Source organism: Pelagicoccus sp. SDUM812005 (assembly GCF_031127875.1).
Classification (GTDB): Bacteria; Verrucomicrobiota; Verrucomicrobiia; order Opitutales; family Opitutaceae; genus Pelagicoccus.
The window spans coordinates 82,012-97,799 of sequence record NZ_JARXIA010000002.1 but is presented as its reverse complement, the minus strand read 5'-3'; the positions used below and the strand labels follow the sequence as shown (position 1 = coordinate 97,799).

General features: G+C 59.9%; 10 protein-coding genes. 2 read left to right on the top strand and 8 right to left on the bottom strand.

Annotated elements, in window-relative coordinates; all coding sequences use genetic code 11:
- Nucleotides 1–66: 66 nt before the first annotated feature.
- Entirely contained in the window at nucleotides 67–1,209 is a 1,143-nt protein-coding gene (rho, locus tag QEH57_RS03935; protein ID WP_309005621.1) for a transcription termination factor Rho, read from the bottom strand.
- Between the two features lie 203 nt (nucleotides 1,210–1,412).
- Here rho and acs point away from each other — a divergent pair, with 203 nt between their 5' ends.
- A complete protein-coding gene (gene acs, locus QEH57_RS03930; RefSeq protein ID WP_309005376.1) occupies nucleotides 1,413–3,356 on the top strand; it encodes an acetate--CoA ligase in 1,944 nt (647 codons plus the stop codon).
- A 110-nt stretch (nucleotides 3,357–3,466) separates the two neighbouring features.
- On the opposite strand, the gene QEH57_RS03925 is transcribed toward acs, so the two are convergent.
- From QEH57_RS03925 to QEH57_RS03915, 3 genes are all read right to left on the bottom strand, one after another.
- Nucleotides 3,467–3,841, bottom strand: coding sequence for a hypothetical protein (locus QEH57_RS03925; RefSeq protein WP_309005375.1), 375 nt, complete (start codon nucleotides 3,839–3,841; stop codon nucleotides 3,467–3,469).
- 90 nt (nucleotides 3,842–3,931) lie between these two features.
- Nucleotides 3,932–4,510 carry a type VI secretion system tube protein Hcp gene (locus QEH57_RS03920; protein ID WP_309005374.1) on the bottom strand — a complete coding sequence of 193 codons (579 nt, stop codon included), beginning with the start codon at nucleotides 4,508–4,510 and terminating at the stop codon, nucleotides 3,932–3,934.
- Nucleotides 4,511–4,609: 99 nt separating this feature from the next.
- Entirely contained in the window at nucleotides 4,610–5,482 is an 873-nt protein-coding gene (locus QEH57_RS03915) for a LysR family transcriptional regulator (protein WP_309005373.1), read from the bottom strand.
- A gap of 71 nt (nucleotides 5,483–5,553) precedes the next feature.
- Here QEH57_RS03915 and QEH57_RS03910 point away from each other — a divergent pair, with 71 nt between their 5' ends.
- Nucleotides 5,554–6,813, top strand: coding sequence for an MFS transporter (locus tag QEH57_RS03910; protein WP_309005372.1), 1,260 nt, complete (start codon nucleotides 5,554–5,556; stop codon nucleotides 6,811–6,813).
- A 21-nt stretch (nucleotides 6,814–6,834) separates the two neighbouring features.
- Here QEH57_RS03910 and QEH57_RS03905 read toward each other — a convergent pair whose 3' ends face one another.
- The 4 genes from QEH57_RS03905 to QEH57_RS03890 all read right to left on the bottom strand — a co-directional run bounded on the left by QEH57_RS03905 (nucleotide 6,835) and on the right by QEH57_RS03890 (nucleotide 15,782).
- Nucleotides 6,835–10,371 carry a caspase family protein gene (locus QEH57_RS03905; protein WP_309005371.1) on the bottom strand — a complete coding sequence of 1,179 codons (3,537 nt, stop codon included), beginning with the start codon at nucleotides 10,369–10,371 and terminating at the stop codon, nucleotides 6,835–6,837.
- Nucleotides 10,372–10,415: 44 nt separating this feature from the next.
- Complete coding sequence (locus QEH57_RS03900) at nucleotides 10,416–13,670, bottom strand: caspase family protein (RefSeq protein ID WP_309005370.1); 3,255 nt, start codon at nucleotides 13,668–13,670, stop codon at nucleotides 10,416–10,418.
- 94 nt (nucleotides 13,671–13,764) lie between these two features.
- On the bottom strand, nucleotides 13,765–15,234 hold the full coding sequence (locus tag QEH57_RS03895) for a DUF4384 domain-containing protein (RefSeq protein WP_309005369.1): 1,470 nt from the start codon (nucleotides 15,232–15,234) through the stop codon (nucleotides 13,765–13,767).
- A 92-nt stretch (nucleotides 15,235–15,326) separates the two neighbouring features.
- A complete protein-coding gene (locus QEH57_RS03890; protein ID WP_309005368.1) occupies nucleotides 15,327–15,782 on the bottom strand; it encodes a hypothetical protein in 456 nt (151 codons plus the stop codon).
- Between the last annotated feature and the right edge of the window lie 6 nt (nucleotides 15,783–15,788).

Genomic DNA, 15,788 nt, shown 5'->3' with positions numbered 1-15,788 from the left:
GGGCAGTTCAAGGCTTAAGCGCGTTTGGCGCAGCTTATTCTTGAAAGAGCGTCCTTTTCGCTACGTTTATCTGCTTATTAGGTCGAGGAGTTCCTGGTTGGAGTCGGTTTTTGAGAGTCGAGTGATCATGGTCTCGGCTGCGTCCTCGGGCTTTTGCTGCACGAGGGCGCGGCGGAAGAAGTGGATTCCGTCGAGCTTGTCTTCGGGGATGAGCAGCTCTTCGCGGCGGGTGCCGGAAGTGGCGATGTTCATGGCCGGGTAGATGCGCATGTCGGCGATCTTGCGATCGAGGACCATCTCCATGTTGCCGGTTCCCTTGAATTCCTGGAAAATCATGTCGTCCATGCGGCTGCCGGTCTCGATGAGGGCGGAGGCGATGATGGTGAGCGAGCCGGCTTCTTCGGTGTTGCGGGCGGCGGCGAAGATCTGGCGCGGCTTTTCGAGGGCGCGGATGTCGAGGCCGCCCGACATGGTGCGCTTACCCTTGCTGGCGGCGTTGTGGGCGCGGGCCAAGCGGGTGATGGAGTCCATGAGGATGACGACGTCCTTGCCGGTTTCCACGAGGCACTTGGCTCGCTCGATGCAGAGCTCGGCGACGCGGAGGTGGCTGGGGAGCTCTTCGTCGTTGGAGGATGCCCAGACTTCGGCGTCGATGTTGCGGCGGAAGTCGGTGACTTCTTCGGGGCGCTCGTCGATGAGCAGCACCATGAGGTGGATCTCCGGGTGGTTGGCGTTAATGCCTTGGGCGATGTGGGTGAGAAGGGTGGTCTTGCCGGTGCGCGGCGGGGCGACGATGAGGCCGCGGGTGCCTTTGCCGATGGGGCAGAAGAGGTCCATGCAGCGGGTGGTCATCTTCTTCTTGTCCGTTTCGAGTCGGATCTGCTCTTCGGGCGTGATGGTGGTCAGCTGGGAGAAGGGCATGAACTTGCGGCGCTCCTCCACGCTGACGCCGTCGACCTGCTCGATGAAGCGGACCTTTGGGTTCTGGAAGCGCGGATCTGCGGTAGCCTGGGCTACGATGTGGCTGCCGCTGCGCAGCTTGAAGCGACGAATAAGCTCCTTGGGCACGAAGGGATCGGTCGGGCGCTGGCGGCCGTTTTTGCTCAGGTCGAGCAGTTGGCCGGTCTTCTTCTTGGTGACTTCGAGGACACCCTCGACGGTTATTGTTTCTTCTTGTGGCGCGTTCTCGTTGTCCATGACGGAGCGGATTAGGCAGTAATTGAGTGAAAGTGTTTCGTGCGTGAATTTCGAATACGGGAGGCGATAAGGGGGTTATAGCCGGCTGATCCGTAGCGAAAAATGTATGAGGAGAGTCTGTTGAGTGAGTTCCAAAGCTTGACCGTAGAAGATCGTCGGAGACAGTATCGTGTTTTGCCTTAAATCCCTAACCCCAACAAACGAGGACTAAGTAAGTGCCAGACAAGACCACTTCAACTGCAAGCCAGAGCGAAAGAGTTTCGCCGTCGCCCGAATTCAGAAAGCAAGCTACCGTGAGCAGTATGGCCGAATACAAGCGGCTGTACAATGAGTCCGTAGCAAACCCTGAAAAGTTTTGGAACGCTCAAGCGAAAGAGTTGCTTCAGTGGCGTAAGCCTTGGAAGAAAACGCTCGAGTGGAAAGAACCCCAAGCCAAATGGTTCGTAGGTGGCAAGCTAAATGTTTGCGAGAATTGCGTGGACCGTCACTTGGGAACGCCCCGCGAGAACAAGGCGGCCTTGATTTTCGAGGGCGAGCCGGGCGACCAGCAGACGCTGACCTACAAGCAGTTGCACGTGGAAGTGTGCAAGTTCGCCAACGTGCTGGAAGGGCTGGGCGTGAAGAAGGGCGATCGGATCGCAATTTATATGCCGATGACCTGCGAGGCGGTGGTCGCTATGTTGGCCAGCGCTCGTATCGGAGCTGTGCACACGGTGATTTTCGGCGGATTCAGTTCGGAATCCATCAAGGATCGCGTGAACGATTGCCAGGCGAAGGTCGTCGTAACGGCGGATGGCGGATGGCGTCGCGGATCGGTCGTGGACCTGAAGAAGAACGTGAACGCGGCGATGAAAGGCTGTCCGACGGTAACGAACGTGGTCGTCGTCAAGCGGATCGGCAATCGCGTATCCATGAAGCAAGGACGCGATCTTTGGTATCACACCCTGATGAGCGAAGCTAGCCACAAGCACGCTGCCAAGGCCTTCGATTCGGAAACGCCGCTCTTCATTCTCTATACGAGCGGTAGTACGGGGAAGCCGAAGGGAGTGCTGCACACTAGCGGTGGCTACCTGCTCGGAACCACCATGACTTCCAAGTACGTTTTCGATCTGAAGGAGAGCGACACTTATTGGTGTACGGCGGACATCGGCTGGATCACGGGACACAGCTACGTGACCTATGGGATTCTTTCCAACGGGGCTACCAATGTCATTTATGAAGGGGCGCCAAACTATCCGGACGTCGATCGTTTTTGGGATATCGTCGAACGCCATCGCGTTACCATTTTCTACACGGCTCCGACAGCGATCCGCGCCTTCATGAAATGGGGCGACCAGCACATCAAGAAGCACGACCTGAGCTCGCTTCGCCTTCTGGGTTCGGTGGGCGAGCCGATCAATCCAGAGGCTTGGAAGTGGTACCACAAGGTTATCGGCGGCGGCCGTTGTCCCATCGTGGATACGTGGTGGCAAACGGAAACCGGAGGGATCATGATCACGACGCTTCCGGGCGCGGCCTATTCGAAGCCCGGTTCGGCGGGACTGCCGTTCTTCGGCGTGGTGCCGAAGGTTTTCAACGACGAAGGCAAGGAGGTGCGTAAGGGAGAGAACGGGAAGCTGGTTCTTACTCAACCCTGGCCGTCGATGCTACGCGGCCTTTACGGCGACAAGAAGCGCTACAAGGAAACCTATTGGAGCGAGTACAAGGGAATCTATTTCTGCGGTGATGGTTGCCATCAGGACAAGGACGGCTACTTTTGGATCATCGGCCGTATCGACGATGTGTTGAACGTATCCGGTCACCGTATCGGAACGGCTGAAGTGGAGAGCGCTTTGGTCGGTCACAGCGGCGTGGCGGAAGCTGCGGTGGTGGGACGCCCCCACGAGTTGAAGGGAAGCGCGGTTGTTTGTTTCGTCACCGTTAAGGAAGGCGTGGCGATGACCGAAGAGCTTCGCCGAGAGCTGCGCGAGCACGTGGGTAAGGAGATTGGCGCGATTGCCAAGCCGGACGAGGTTCGCTTCGCTCCCGCATTGCCCAAGACCCGTAGCGGCAAGATCATGCGTCGCCTTCTCAAGGACATAGCCGCGGGCAAGGAAATCAAGCAAGACACGACTACGCTCGAGGACTTGAACGTGGTGAAGGCTCTGCAGAAGGGATAAGGGTTCCGTATCGTAATTTAAACTACAAAGGCGACGCTTAGAGCGTCGCCTTTTTTGTAGTTAAGTTTGGATACGAACTGTGGGGTCGGCGTGGGTTGCGGAAAGCGCAATCAAGCTTGGAGCCACTGGCGAGCTTCGGCGAGGGTGTCGAAGATGCGGAAGGTCCAAGTTTTGTTTACCTTTTGGCAGGTCTCGACGTATTGCTGGTACGCGGCCTTTATTTCGGGTTTGGATCCCACGAGGGCTACGGAAATGTTCTTCAAGTAGGATTCGATGCCGATGTCGTTGGAAGCGATCTTTTTGATCTCTCGTTCGGTTACGGCAAAAGCTTCGATATCGGTTCCGTCGAAGATTTGGTAGCGGGCGGTGTCGCAGCGCGGGTCGTCGGAGAACTCGCGATTCATCACGTCGATCTCCCATTCCGGTACGATTCCCCAAAATCGAGAATAGTAGCCTCGGTCTTCCCAAGTGTTTTCGAAGGGCATTGTTTGCTTTTAACTTTTTGGCAGCCGGTGGTGACGGCTGTCGCGATCGTGTCGCGTCTGCTGAAGCTGTATTCAATAAATAATACGGAACTATTTGCCGTTCTTATTGGAGCGGGAGGAATTGTAGTCGGTCGCTTTGACGGCCTTTGATTCGATTGGTTTCAGTTCGGCGGCCTTGGGCAGGATGTTGATGGAAGTGTAGCTGAGGGTGATGGTTTCCGTGTCGCCGTCGCGGGTGGAGCTGAGGACTTTGACTCCGTGCAGCTGGTAGGTCACGCCGTCTTGCTCGATGGTCATAGCAGATGCGAAGAGCGGGTTGTTGGCCGACGTCCCGTTCGCTTCGTGGAGTGGATTGTTCGCTTTCTTACTCTTAGCTTCGTGCAAGGGGTTGTGGCCGCTTCCGACTGAGGCTTGGAAGAGGGGAGAGGACTTGTCTACCTGCTTGGTGAGGGTGATGGGCTTGTGCTGGCGTTTGCCGGTGGCCATTCCCGAGGCGGCGTCGCGTGGCGCGGAGAGTCCTGATATGGATTCTATATCGATCCAGCCTTTGTGGTGTTCGCTTTTGGATTCGCCTTCGATGCCCTCGATTTTGATGTAGGATGCGGCGGAGGATAGGATTGCGACTGAGGAGGCGAGAACGAGCGTAGCGAGGAGTTTCTTTAGTTTCATAATGGAGGGGGTTGTTGGTTGTGCTGCGTGTTCAGCTATGGCCTAAAGACGGGGAAGGTCAACCGTCGAGGTTATTGTTAGAGGGAAGGGGCTGGACGGCTAGAGAAAGGTTTTCAAGGTTTCGAGGAAGCGATGGAGGGCGGGGTTTCGGTCGCCCCGCCGCCACAGGGCGCCCACTTTCCATTTTGAGTCAGCGGCGGCGATGCGGTGGATTTGCAGGCTTTTGTAGTCGGAGTTCCAGTAGGATTCGGGGATCATGGTGACGCCCATCCCGGCGCGGGTGAGGGCTAGGGCGGTGGGGAATTCGCTCACCTGCTGCACGATGCGCGGGTGGAAGCCGTGCTTGGCGCAGAGGGCGAGCATGTGGCCGAAAAAGCCGGGGGAGCGTAGTTGGGAAATGGTGACGAAGGCTTGGTCGCGTACGTCGGCGAGCTTGAGATTTTTTCCTCCGGTTTGAGAACGAGCCGTTACGAGCGCCATGCGGTCTTCGATGGCGGGTAGGCTTTCGTAGTCGCTGTGGTTGGCGATCGGGACGCGAACGAAAGCGAGGTCCAACTTGCCTTCTTCCAGGGCGGCGAGCTGTTCGGCGGTCGACATGTCGCGTAGGGAAATTTGGATACCTGGGGCTCTGTCGCGGAGCTTTACGACGACGCTGGGTACAAGCTCGAGGGAGTGGTAGCCGAAGCCGATGCGGATCCGACCGGTTTCGCCGAGGGCTATCTGGCGGCCGCGATCCAGGAGACCGTCCAGTTTCTGGTTCACTTGGCGAGCCTCTTGGAGCCATTGTTCCCCGAAGGCGCTGAGGCGGGTGCCCTGGGTGCCGCGCTCGAAGAGGGCGCCGCCCAGATCTTCCTCCAGGCGTTGGATCTGTTTGGTGAGGGCCGGCTGGGAGAGGTGAAGCGCGGCAGCGGCGCGGCCGTAGTGCAGCTGTTCCGCTAGGACGAGGAAGGATTTGAGTTGGGCAATCTCCATAACTGAGAGTTATTAAGCCCATGAAAAAGTACAATTAGAATTATGAGAGCCGAGCTGATAGAGTGTGGGGCATGGCAGGAACGGATACGATTGACAGAGGAGTGGAAAGCGAAGCGGCTCGGGCTCGTTGGGCGGCTGCGTCGCTTTACTTGATGAACGGAATTGGCTTTGGGATGTGGGCGGCTTTGCTGCCGCTGCTGAAGGAACGGCTGGATTTGGATGAGTTGGGGCTGTCGGCGCTGCTGTTGTCGATGGTGGGGGGCGCCTTGGTGGGCATGCCTACAGTGGGGCGAGTGGTTTCGCGCTTCGGTAGTCGTGGCGCCTTGACGGCGATCGTGCCGTTATTTGGCCTGGCGTTGCTGGGGCCGGTTTTTGCGGGGAGCTTTGCGGTAGCGGTGGTCGCGGCGGGAATTTTGGGAGCTTTGAAGGGCGCTTTTGACGTGTCGCTCAACTCCCAGGCCATCGTGGTGGAGAAGGCGGTGGGACGTCCGATCATGGCCCGGCTGCAGGCGCTCTGGAGCCTGGGCGGCCTTTTGGTGGCGGCGGCGATCGGGGTGGTGCTGAAGTTTGGCGTTTCGGTGGAAGGGACTGCCTTGTCGGTCGGCCTGCTGGTTTGCGGCTTGGGATGGGCGCGTGCGAAGCGTCTCCTGCCGGACCTGCCGTTGGCTACCGATAGGGAAGTGCGGGCGAAGACGGGTAGGGGAACTTCGATGAATGGGGCGATTGTTGCGGTGGGAGCCCTAGCTTTTGTCTCTCTTTTTGCGGAGGGAGTCATGATGGACTGGAGCGCGGTCTACGTGCGCGACGTAGCCAGCGCGGAGGCGTGGTTGGCTCCGTTCGCTTACGGAATGTTTAGCTGCGCCATGGCGGCGGGGCGCTTTTCGGGAGACTATTTGATGGAGCGTTTGGGGAGCGTGCGGCTGCTACGCTGGAGTGGCGGGTTCGCGGTGGCGGGAATCGCCTTGGTCTCGGCGGTGCCGGTGTGGCAGGTGGCCTTCGTTGGGCTGGGCTTGGCGGGAGTGGGCATTGCGAATCTGGTGCCGATCTTTTTGGGGGCGGGCGGGCGGGCCCATCCTGATGGCGTGGGTCGCGGGGTGGCAGCGGTTTCGACGATCGGCTATCTCGGGTTTCTCTCGGGACCGCCGCTGGTCGGCTTGGTGAGCGAATGGGCCGGGCTGCAGGTCGCGTTTGGCTTGGTCGCGATCCTCTCCCTGTTTATTGGCCTAGGCGGCCCTTGGATTCTGCGCCTGAGCGCTCGGAGGTCAGGCTCTGCCAGACCGGAATGCAGCTACGAGGCGACGAGCGAAGCGTGTTTAAAGGGCGTCAGCTAGGGAGGTGCTCTGAAACTTCTTTCAAGGGATGGCGAGGGGGAAGTCTTGGCCGTAGCCGTAGGTGACGGGGTATTGGGCTTCGCCTTTTTCCTTTTGGGTGAGCTCGGGGACTTGGGCTTCCACGTAGGCTTTGAGCTCGTTGACGGAGACAAGGCCGTCGCCGGTGTCGGCGGCGCCTTGTAGAGCTTGCAGAACTACGTGGGTGAAGGCGCCGTGGCCGAGGCTGTCGAACTCGGTGGCAAATTGTTCGCTGCCGGTGGCGGTGAGCCAATGGGTGCCGCTGCTGCGGGCGAGCTGGGCGATGGCGCGCTCTTCCACGGCACCGCGTACGGCGAGGCTTTTGAGGGCTCCGGCGGATTGGCAGGCGTCGAGGAGGAAGAGCTGCTTTTGGGCGGAGATGTCGCGGGAGTAGGCGAGTAGTTCCTCGCTGGAGATGCCGAGCTGGCGGAGAATGCGGCGTTCTCCGTAGAGCTGGGTGATCTCGTAGGGAGCAAGGAAGAACTCGGGGTCGTCGTCTTCTGAAACGACTCCATGTCCTGCGTAGTAGAATATGAATACGTCGCGGGGATTGGCTTCGGACTTGATGGTGTCGAGGGTGGCAAGGATGTTTTCGCGGGTGGCTTCGGAGTTGTAGAGGGCGTATCGGTTCTGGCGGGTGAAGAGCTGTCCGTAGCGTTTGGCGAGGATGGCCTCAATGGCGGCGGCGTCCTTTTGGGCATAGTTTAGGTTGTATTGAGGATTCTGGTACTCGTTGATGCCGACTACGAGGAAGTGGAGGGCGATGCCGCCTTCGCTCTCGGGGGCGGTGGCTTCGGAGTAGACGATGATTTCGTCGGGTGCGGATTCGGTGCCTTGCTCGTTGATGGCGATGGCGCGGAATCGGTTCTTGCCGGGAGTGAGGGCGAAGGTGTTAGTGGCGGTTTTGGTGAAGGTCTCGGTGAGGGGGGCGTCATCGTCGTCCTCGACAAAGAGTCCGCGGGTGGCGCCGGATACGAGCTTGCCGTTGTGGTAGATGCGCAGGTCGGCGATGGGGGAGCCTTCGCAGTTGGCTTCGAGCTTGAGGGTGACTTCTGGGGTGGGAAGTTCGAAGGTTTCGAATTCGTCTTCGACGGTGAGCCCTCGGGTGGCGGGGCCGTCGATTTTCAGGGTGAGCTTGGGGGCGAGGCTGAGGTTGCTGAGCGGGATGGTGGGCTTGGGCGAGAGGCCTTTGACGAGGGAACCGAGGAGGCGGGGTTGGTAGAATTGGTCGAAGTAGGATTCGAGTGGAGTGATGGTTTCGCCTTGGATGAACTTGAGGTCTTTTTGCAGGGAGGTTTCGGAGGTGAAGAGGCCGGTGCCTGGATGGCGTACGAGCCACTTCTTTGGGTCTTCGAAGAGCTTGATTTCGGCGATGACGGCTTGTTCGCGGATGTCGATGAGGCGGAGGGTTTCGTCGTTGTTGGAGGTGGCGACGAGGAAGTTGTCTGAGCCGATGAATGCAAGAGTGGCGGGCTTGAAGTCGAGGACGAGAGAGGCGGTCGCTTTCCCGTCGGGAAGGGTTTTTACGGTGATGTTGTTATAGCTGGATTGGGCTACGAGGGTGCCCGCTCGGTTGTAGGCTTGCAGGTGGGCGGAGGTGTAGTCGATTTTTGAATTCACCTCGCCGGTGGTGACGAAGCGGGAGCTGAACCAGTTCGAGCCGGTCGGGCCGCCGATAGGGCCTTTTAGATAGAGAAAGCGTCCGTCGCCGCTGAAGCGGAGGAAATCGATGGTTTCGAAGGGCTTGTCGCAGGGGGCTTTCCAGAGTAGTTTACCGGTGGATACGTCGTGGCATTCGACGATGTCGAGGGATCCGTTGTCGGTTTTAGTCGTATAGGCGAAGGCGACGGTTTGTCCGTCTGGAGAGAGGGCGAGGAGTTGTTGGTTGTTGTCGGCGTACGAATACGGGGAGTCGATGGGGAAGGTGGCGATGCGTTTTCCGCTGGGTCGGTCGACGACGGTGACGGCAGTGTTGTGGTGAAGGGCGATGGTTTGTCCGTCGCGGGATAGGTCGTAGAAGTGGGTGTTGCGTAGAGCGAAACGGCGGTTGTCGCCCTCCTTTTGGAAAAAATCGGGGCCGAGGGCGGAAAGTTGGAAGGCTGAGTCTCTGGCTTCGCGTGAGGCGACGCGAGGTTGGTTGCTCCCGAGGAACTGCCAATCTTCGTTTACTGGATCGTAAAGGGGGGTGAAGGGGCCGAGGGCCGCGCTAGGTAAGTCGACGTTTTGTATGTCGAGTCCGACTTCGTTGAAACGGACGATGCGGGCGTCGGCGCCTCTGCGGATGGCAAGTTCGAAGTCGTCTGGGCGGGCGGCGATGTCGTGGGGGGCGAAGGTGGGGACGGACCAGGCTTGGCCGAAAATGCCGGAGGGAATTGAGATGGGTTCGAGGTAGGTGGCGGTGGCTTTGGAGTAGTCGCCGCTTTGGCGGTTTGATTGGGCGATGAGGGTGGTGGTCCGATTGGGTCCGCGAACGGTGATGGATGCGTCGGTGACTCGGTTTTCGAGACGCTGGAGGGGAGTCGTCTGGCGAGAGGCGAGATCGTGAACGGTGAATTCGTAGCCGGTGGCGAGAAGGAGAGGCTGGCCGAGGCGGGTCGGGAGTTTGGGTGACAGGTTCGAGGATGAGGCGAGTTGGAAGAGTGGCTGGGTTTGGAAAGTGACGGGGTTGACGATGGTATAGGCATTGAGGTTGCTCTCGCGGGTGTGGCCTAGGAGGCGGCCGTCGGGGAGGAAGCCGATAGCTCCGTGCGGGGCAGGGACGCGGGCGGCGATATCGCCGTTTGCCAAGTCGACGAGCAGGAGTGGGTTTTCGCCTTGGAAGCGAATGGAGGCGAAGCGGCCTTGGGGATCGACGGTAATGAAATTTCGACTACTCGGCGTAATGGCAGTGCCGGATTTGACGAGGTTTTCCTTGGAGAGGTCGATAGTGTGGGAGGAGGTTCGCTCGCGTGTGGAGAGGTCGACGCGTGTGAGTGTGAGTTGGAGTTTGTTGTATTTTGTATTGTAGACGGCGACATAGACCGCTTGTTCGGCGGCGTTGAACCAGTAGGCGGTTGGTTCGAATTTGCTTTGCTTGCCGGTGGAGAAGTTGAAGTCGTCGTAGAGGGTGAAGCCGTGGTTGGTGCAGACGAGGATTTGGCGTGGCGTGTTGGTGAACCAGGCTCCCATGATCGCTTGCGGGAGGTTGAAATTCCAACCGCCGGGCGTTTGCTCGAAGGTGGCGATGTTGGCGCGTTGTTCGATGTCCCAGATTTTCAATACATGCTGGTCAAGGCTGAGCAGGTACCGTCCGTCGGGGGAAGCGTCGAGCTGGAGAATGGAGTCGCGATGGAGGGAAGAGCTTAGTAGGCGGGGCGGTGGGGGTGGGGTGGCGACGGCGGCTTGGTCTGCTTGGGACGCTTCCTCTTGCGGTTTAGGGGCGAACTCCGACTGTTCAATGAGGTCTGGATTTTCCAATAGCTCTTCGAATTGGGCGACGAGAGGCGTGGCCGCGGTGACAGACAGAGCGAGGAAGATAAGCTGGCGGACGGTTTGGGTCATGGATGGAAATTTGATATTGGTCGGTAGGTGGCTAGACTTGCGGGCTACGGGAGGAGGGCTATGGGGAAGTCTTGGCCGTAGCCGTAGCTGGCGGGATATTGGGGGGCACCTTTGTACTTTTGCGTGATGGTGGGGAGCTCGCTCTCGAGGTAGGCCTTGAGCTCGTTGATGGTGATGCGGCGGTCGCCAGTGTCGGCACCGCCGTCGAGGGCTTGCAGGAGCGTGTGAGTGAAGGCGCCGTGGCCGAGGTCGGCGAACTCGGTGGCGAATTGGCTGGCGGAGGAGGCGGCAATCCAGTGCGTGCCGGTGGCCCGGGCGAGTTGGGCGAGGGCCTTTTCTTGGCTGGCTCCGCGTTGGGCGAAGGCTTGCAGGGCTCCGCCGGAGTTGCAGGCGTCGAGGATGAATAGCTGTTTCTGGGCCTTTATGGTCGTGGAGATATCGCGTAGTTGATTGGCGGATATGCCGTTTTGGCTGAGGCTTTGGCTTGCTCCGTAGATGCGGGTGACGTCGTGGGGGATGAGGTAGAACTGGGCGTCGTCCCGGGACATGACGCCGTGGCCGGCGAAGTAGAAGATGAAGGCGTCGTGCGGTAGGGCGTTGGCGCGGATCTGGGCGAAGGCGGCGAGAATGCCGTCGTGGGTGGCGGCGGCGCTTTCGAGGTGGTGGACGTTGATCTTGGCGAAAAGATCGCGGTTGGCGGCTTGGATCTTGGCGAGCACGCCGGAGGCGTCGGCTTCGGCGAAGTTCAGGTTGTATTCGGGATTGCGATATTGGTTGACGCCGACGGCGAAGAGGTGGAGCTCGGCGGGGCGGCGGGCGGCGATCTTTTCCCGCAGGAGGGCTTCTGGGGGATCGATGACGATTTCCTCGGAGGTGACGCTGACGCCGGCGGTGTTGGTGGAGACGACTTTGATACGGTTTTGTTCGAGCAGGAGATCGAGGACGTGGTTGTCGCGCAGGCTGGTTTTTCCGTTGGCTGGGAAGCTGTGGACGAGCTTTTCGTTTTGATAAATGGATACAGTGGCGAGCGGGTATTGTTTGGTCTCGGTGTTGACGACGATGCGTCGCTCGAGGGCGCTGACCCATTGCTCGCCGACGGAGAGAGAGGGTGGCTGGACGTAGGCGGGGATCTCTTCGTCGGTGGAGAGGGCGTCTTCGCCGAGAGCGGTGGCGAGGAGGTCGGGGCGGTAGTCGCGCTCGAAGACGGTGGCGAGCGCCGTGGGGCGGGTGCCTTGGAGGAGTTGACCGCTTTGGCGGATAGGGGCGGAGGCGTCGAACTTGCCGTTGGGGGTGAAGGCGAGGTAGTCGCCTTGGTCCAAGTCGTAGAATTCGAGCTGGAGAGCGGGGCGGAGGGGACTGGATTCAGTGTCGAGGAAGACGAGGGGGCCGGTTTCGAGTTGGGCGACGAGGTGGCGTCCGTCGCCGTAGCGGTGGAGCTGTCTAACGCTTGCGGGCACAGCGACGCTGGCGGCTGTGGGAGGAGAGGCGGCGAGGTCGAGCGTGGTGACTTGGGAACCACTGGCGACGTAGACGAGATCGCTACTCGGGTGCCACTGTACGCTGTTGGTGGGTACGGCGAAATTTTCTGGATCAAGGCCGGGAATTGCTTGGGAACTGCTGCTGCCGTCGCGGGGGTCGAGGAGGAGCAGCTCTCCGGATTTCGTATCCAGGAGATGGATCTCTTGAGAGACGGTTTGGTCGAGCCAGACGAGATTGCCGTGTGGCAGTTCGACGGACCAGGCTGGTTCCGGGTACTCGTTGGCGGGATCGAAGGGGAGGGCTTCGAGGCGCAGGCCGATGATCTGGTTGTCGTAGTCGTCCCAACTGACGGTTCGAGCGAGGCGGTAGAGAGCGGTTTCGTCGGAGTCGAAGCGGAAGCTTGGCATGGGGGCGTCGTAGGTGCCGACTCCGCCGAGGCTGCTAAGGATGGCGGGCTCACCGAAGCGGTGCAGGGTGGCGTCGCGGTTGTTTATCTTGATGAGCCAATTGCCGCTGGGGGAGATTTCATGGTCTCCGGTGTAGACTGGGGAGGTGGTACGTAGCGGCGGATCTTGGTAGACGAGGCTACCGGGGGATGGAAATTTGTCGGCGGCGATTTGCTCGGTGGGTGGGTCGAAAAGGCCTTCGAAGAGGATGTGTTTTCCGTCGGGCGTGTAGCGGGCTTGGTAGGCTCCCATGCCGCGGCTTTGGTGTTTGAGGCCGGAGGGAGCGACGCGGAAGAAGTGCACGCCTTCGCCGGAGTCGGTGGCGAAGAATTCCGGTTTGTCGGGGTGGAAGGTATAGTTGGCGTAGCCGCTGGGCGAGGGGAGGTCGGGGAGGTTGAGGCTTTCGATGAGGCCAGCGGGGAGTGGGGGCCAGGTGTTGGGTTCAGGCACGCGGACGTTGCGGATGGTTTTGAGGGTGCCGCCTTCGAGGAAGTCTTGGTAGTGTCGGGTTTCGCCTTCTTCGGTGACGGTACGCAGGGCGATGACTTGGTTTTCTGGATACAGTCGGAAGTTGACGCCAGGGAGGTCGAGGGTGCGGGTGATCTTTCCGGCGTTGGGATCGATCTGCAGGTAGGCGCCGCTTGCGTATTCGAGGAGCTGGCGTTGCTCGTTGGTCCAGCGGATGGTTTCGTAGAGGAAAAAGCTTTCGCCGGGGGCGGGCATGGTGGCGTTGCTGGCGATTGCTCCGGTTTCGAGGGAGATTTGGGTGAAGCGAAAGTCGCCCCAGGTTTTGGAATCCCATTGGTTTTTTGGCGGGCCGATTTCGCGGAAGATGAGGAGGGCTTGGTCTGGTTCGCGAGCGGGGAGGATGGCCTTGAATTCCAGCCAAGGCAGGTTTTGGGCGGAGATGGTTGCAAGGAATTGCGGGGCGTTTGTGCCGGTGGGATCGATACGGTGGAGGCTGTGGGTTTCGCTGTCCCAAGTTCCGGAGAGGGTGACAAGTTGGCCGGTTTCGCAGTTTGGGGCGAGGCTGAGGATGTGGGGGATGGGAGCGAGCTTGCTGATCAAGCCAGTGGTGAGGTCGAGGGCGAAGAGGCCTTCGGTGGGGGTGGTGTAGTAGAGGCGGGAGTTGTCGGGGGCGAAGTGGCGGGGTTGGGCGTCGGCTTGGCGTACTAGGAATTGGGTGGCGAGGGTTTCGCGGTCATGGATGGAGAAGCCGGTTAGGGAATAGTCTTGGCTTTTGGATACGACTAGGAGAGTGCCGTCGGGGCTTTGCTCGAGCGGGTCGGGGGACTCTATTTGCCAGGCGGCGTGGGCGGTGGTGGCGATGAGGGTGAGTAGTGCGGTGATGATGGAAGCGAGCGGCTTGGGCATTTTGGAAGAAAGAGTTGGCGAGGCTTGGGAGGGTGAAAGGTGGAGGAGGTGATCGGGTTGTGCGGGACGGACGTAAAGCCCGCGTCTTACGGGATTAGTGGTGGGGGATTTCGATCATGAGGGGGACGACGGTGCCTTGGGTCTTTTCGGTAACCGTGAAGCTGATAAGGGCGGGGTCGTACTGGATGTATTTGTCCGGTACGATTTTGTTGCCGAGGGATTGGGCGATCTTGAGAGAGAGGGTGCCGGGGTTGGCGGCCATGGCTTCCTTCAGGGCGTCGATGTCGAGGGGCTCTTCGGAGTAGAGCATGAGCAGGTAGTCGGTGCCGGGTTGGTTGTCCATGCGGACGACTTTACGTTCGGAGGGGAAGGCGATGGTGCTGTTGGGCCCGATGTGGGGCGACATGTTGTCGGCAAAGGGAAGGATGGTGGTGATGGCGCCGGTGAGGTCGGTGGCGAAGGCGTAGAGGTAGCTGTCGGTATTGGTGGTGATGTAGAAGCGGAAGCGGGTGCCGGACGGATAGGAGCGGGCGAGGCGGTAGCCGACGTAGCGGATTTGGGTGTTGGGGTCGGCGGGAGGGGCGACTTTGACGGCGGGCATGGGGGTGCCGTCGCGTTCTTGGAAAATGACTTTGCCTTTGAGGAGGGGGGCGAGCTCGGGGGTGACGCCGTCAGGCCCGGGGACTGGAGTGGGGCGGGCGGGGCGTTTGCCGTAGGCTTGCAGGGCCATGATGCAGTTGCGGCCGAAGTCGGCGTAGGGGATCCAGACGAATCCTTTGTCGGCCCATTTGGGGCTCCAGCTGTTCATGACTCGCATGGCGCCGCCGTACTTGTTGTCGTCGTAGCCGACTACGACCATGGCGTGGAGTCCGTGCTGGCCGGTGGGGCCGGCGTCGCTTTCGAGTTCCCGCCAGAGCGGGCCAGACTGGTAGAAGCTTTGGTGGACTTTGAAGCCGATGACGACGGGGCTGCCTTCGGAGAGGGATTTCTTGACGGATAGGACTTTGATCGGGTCTTCGTCAGCGAGGTCGGTGCCGTAGAGAATTTGGTAGTCGATGATCGGATACTCTGTGGCTTCGAGCAGGGCCTCGGAACCGATGGAGCTGCCGCACTGGTAGGGGACGGAGCTGAGGGGCGGGATGCCTAAGGTGCGGAGGAGTTCGAGGGCGGCGACGGGGCTGGAGCCTTGCATGCAGTCGAGGTCGTCTTCGCTCTTGATGCGTTCGTAGACGAAGGTGGGGGAAAAAATGTGTCGGTCCAAGCTGGCTCGGTAGGTGATTTGTTTTTCGATACCGTAGAGGATGGTGCGAAGGTGGTAGCCGACGGCGAAGGCGGTGCAAGTGGAGTAGGGGCCTTGGTCGCCGGGGGTTGGTGTGTACTTCTCGAGGTTGGCGGCGGAGGGGAGATTGGCGTAGGTCTCGGCGGTGACGGGGGCTTTGTAGGGGACGGCTCGATACGCGGCTTCGTCGAAGATGAGGCCGGTGCCGTAGTCTTGGGCGAAGAGGATCGCGGGGAGGACGGCTGCGAGGGTTAGGACGAGGAGGGAACGGAAGAGTCGTTTCATGAGTTTGCTGTTGTGAGAAAGTTGTTGGGAGGAGGAGCTCTGTGCTTCGACAGGCTCAGGACTGCTGCGGGACGGGCAGTAAAGCCCGTGCCCTACGGGGTGGAGAGGAGCTCTTTCCAGCGTTTGCCGGAGGCTTTGCCTTCGAGGATGTTGACCTCTTCTTGGCCTTTGCCGCCGCGCCATTCCATAAAGCTTTCGGAATAGTAGGTGGGCTCGACGGTGTTTTGCGGCTTTACGAAGGAGAAGCGGATTTCGTGCTTGGCGAAGCTAAGCTTCCCTCCAGCGCCGAAGTAGTACCAGGGGATGTGGAAGCGATTGATCGTGTCGAGGGAGACCGAGAAGAGCTGTATCGGGAATTTGGAGGCGTTCGAGGCTGGGCGCGTTCCGTGGCTTTCGAGCAGGGAGGCGAGCTGGGCTTCGGAGAACGTTCCTTGCTCGAGGATGAGGTAGCTGAGCGTACGGTTTTCGAGGTGGAGGATTCCGGGGAGACTGTGGATGGGGCCGTCGAGCAGCCAGGCTTTGCTGGAGAAGGTGGTGGAAGCGTCCATGTTAGC

Excerpts from the sequence above, each read along its gene's own strand:
- QEH57_RS03925 (WP_309005375.1), bottom strand. The coding sequence starts at position 3,841 with ATGCCCTTCGAAAACACTTGGGAAGACCGAGGCTACTATTCTCGATTT.
- QEH57_RS03890 (WP_309005368.1), bottom strand. The coding sequence starts at position 15,782 with ATGGACGCTTCCACCACCTTCTCCAGCAAAGCCTGGCTGCTCGACGGC.
- QEH57_RS03900 (WP_309005370.1), bottom strand. The coding sequence starts at position 13,670 with ATGCCCAAGCCGCTCGCTTCCATCATCACCGCACTACTCACCCTCATC.
- QEH57_RS03895 (WP_309005369.1), bottom strand. The coding sequence starts at position 15,234 with ATGAAACGACTCTTCCGTTCCCTCCTCGTCCTAACCCTCGCAGCCGTC.
- QEH57_RS03905 (WP_309005371.1), bottom strand. The coding sequence starts at position 10,371 with ATGACCCAAACCGTCCGCCAGCTTATCTTCCTCGCTCTGTCTGTCACC.
- QEH57_RS03910 (WP_309005372.1), top strand. The coding sequence starts at position 5,554 with ATGGCAGGAACGGATACGATTGACAGAGGAGTGGAAAGCGAAGCGGCT.
- QEH57_RS03920 (WP_309005374.1), bottom strand. The coding sequence starts at position 4,510 with ATGAAACTAAAGAAACTCCTCGCTACGCTCGTTCTCGCCTCCTCAGTC.
- QEH57_RS03915 (WP_309005373.1), bottom strand. The coding sequence starts at position 5,482 with ATGGAGATTGCCCAACTCAAATCCTTCCTCGTCCTAGCGGAACAGCTG.